The sequence below is a fragment of the Streptomyces phytophilus genome (genome assembly GCF_013870535.1).
Lineage (GTDB): Bacteria > Actinomycetota > Actinomycetes > Streptomycetales > Streptomycetaceae > Streptomyces > Streptomyces phytophilus.
The window spans coordinates 1-2,081 of sequence record NZ_JACBXC010001089.1 but is presented as its reverse complement, the minus strand read 5'-3'; the positions used below and the strand labels follow the sequence as shown (position 1 = coordinate 2,081).

General features: G+C 76.5%; 2 protein-coding genes. Both read left to right on the top strand.

Features of this window, described 5'->3' with window-relative positions:
- Window positions 1-322 precede the first annotated feature (322 nt).
- Complete coding sequence (locus H5J30_RS29355; RefSeq protein ID WP_181790328.1) at window positions 323-1,264, top strand: ABC transporter ATP-binding protein; 942 nt, start codon at window positions 323-325, stop codon at window positions 1,262-1,264.
- The coding region (locus tag H5J30_RS29350) for a DUF1349 domain-containing protein (protein WP_258563588.1) at window positions 1,261-2,081 on the top strand (821 nt) is incomplete at its 3' end. The genes H5J30_RS29355 and H5J30_RS29350, both read left to right, overlap by 4 nt.

The following is a 2,081-nucleotide window of genomic DNA, read 5'->3' as shown; positions in this document are numbered from 1 at the left end:
GCTCGCCGTTCGCGTCGCGGGTACCGGCCGTGTCGGCTCTGCGGTCCGCGTCGTGCGTACGGGCCGCGTCCGCCGTGCGGTCCGTCCTGGCCGCGCCGTCCCCGCCCGTCGCGTACGGACCCTCCGCCCCCCGCGTCACGCCCGTACCCCCCGCCCACTCCCCCCGTGCTCCCGTCACGTCCGCCATTGTCCCCGCGCCCGCCCTCTCCGGCGTCCCTCCCGCCCAGGACGACCGCCTCCCCCACACGAGCTACCCAGCCGCCCGCAAGACTCCTCCCCCGCGTGACGACCCGCCCGCCGCCCGCTTCGTAGCCTCCTCACCATGGCAGCGTCAGAAGCAACCATCGAGGTCCGGGAGCTGCGCAAGCGCTTCGGGCCCGTCGCCGCCGTGGACGGTCTGTCGTTCACGGTCGTCCCCGGTCGGGTCACCGGGTTCGTCGGCCCCAACGGGGCCGGGAAGTCCACCACGATGCGCATCGTCCTGGGCCTCGACGGGCCCGACGGGGGCAGTGCGCTGGTCGGCGGCCGCCCGTACGCGGCGCTGCGCCGCCCGCTGCAGCACGTCGGCGCCGCGCTCGACGCGGCGGCCGTGCACCCCAGCCGCCGCGGGCGCGACCACCTGCTGTGGCTGGCGCACTCGCACGGCCTGCCGCCGCGCCGCGTGGACGAGTTGCTGGAGCAGGTGGGTCTCGCCGCGGCGGGCCGGCGGCGGGTCGGCGGCTACTCGCTGGGGATGCGCCAGCGCCTCGGCATCGCCGCCGCGCTCCTCGGCGATCCGCCGGTCCTGCTCTTCGACGAGCCGGTCAACGGGCTGGACCCGGAGGGCATCCGCTGGATACGCGGCTTTCTGCGCCGGCTGGCGGCGGAGGGCCGGGCGGTGCTCGTCTCCAGCCACCTGATGAGCGAGCTTCAGGACACCGCCGACCACCTCGTGGTGATCGGCCGCGGCCGGCTCGTCGCGGACATGCCGGTGGCCGAGGTGCTGGCCGCCGCTTCCGACAGCCGCGTCGCGCTGCGTACGGGGGCGCGGGAGCGGGCGATGACGGTGCTGGCGGCGGCGGGGGCGACGGTGGCGGCGACGGGCCGGGAGTCGCTGACGGTGTCGGGTCTCGCGGCGGAGCGGGTGGCGGTGCTGCTGGGCGCGGAGGGGGTGCCGTTCTCGGAGCTGGCGGCGCACCGGGCGTCGCTGGAGGAGGCGTACATGGAGCTGACGCGCGGGGAGGCGGAGTTCGCCGCCGGCCCGGAGGGGGAGGATCCGCGATGACTGCGGACACGGGGACGGGCATGGGGACGGGTACGGGGGCGGGCGCCGGGGGTGTGGCCCCGTACCGGTCAAAGCTGCCGCCCGCGCGTGACGGGTTCTGGCAGTTGCTGCGCGCGGAGTTCACGAAGCTGCGCAGTGTCGACCGGTGGCTGCTCACGCTGCTCGCGGGTGTGGTCGTGACGGTGCTCGTGTCGCTGGCGTCGGCGGGCGGCAGCAAGATGGCCACGTCCGACGACGGCGGCGGCGGCTCCGGTACGGGGGCGGCGGACCGGGTCGCGGACTCGTTCCGCTTCGTGCACAGGCCGCTGGCCGGGGACGGCAGCGTCACCGCGCGCGTGACGGACCTGACGCTCGGCAAGGGCACGGACGCGCCGTGGGCGAAGGCCGGTCTGATCGTCAAGGCGGGTACGGAACCGGGGAGTCCGTACGTGGCGCTGATGCGCACGCACGGGCACGGGGTGCGGCTGCAGTACGGGTTCGAGCACGACGTCGCCGGCGGTGCGGTGGCCGGGGACGCTCCGGTGTGGCTGCGGCTGACGCGCGAGGGCGACCGGCTGACCGGCTACGAGTCCGCCGACGGCGAACGCTGGCGCGAGGTCGGCAGCGTCTCCGCGGCCGGGTTGCCGCGGACGGCGCGGGCGGGGCTGTTCGTGGCGGCGCCGGAGACGGTGCGGGTGGAGCGGTCGTTCGGGTCGCTGAGCATCGGGGCGGGGCCGAGCGAGGCGACGGGGGTGTTCGACAACGTACGGCTCGAAGGCGGCGGCTCCGGCGGCTCCGGCGGTACCGGTGGGGCAGGCGGGGCAGGCGGCGGGTCCGG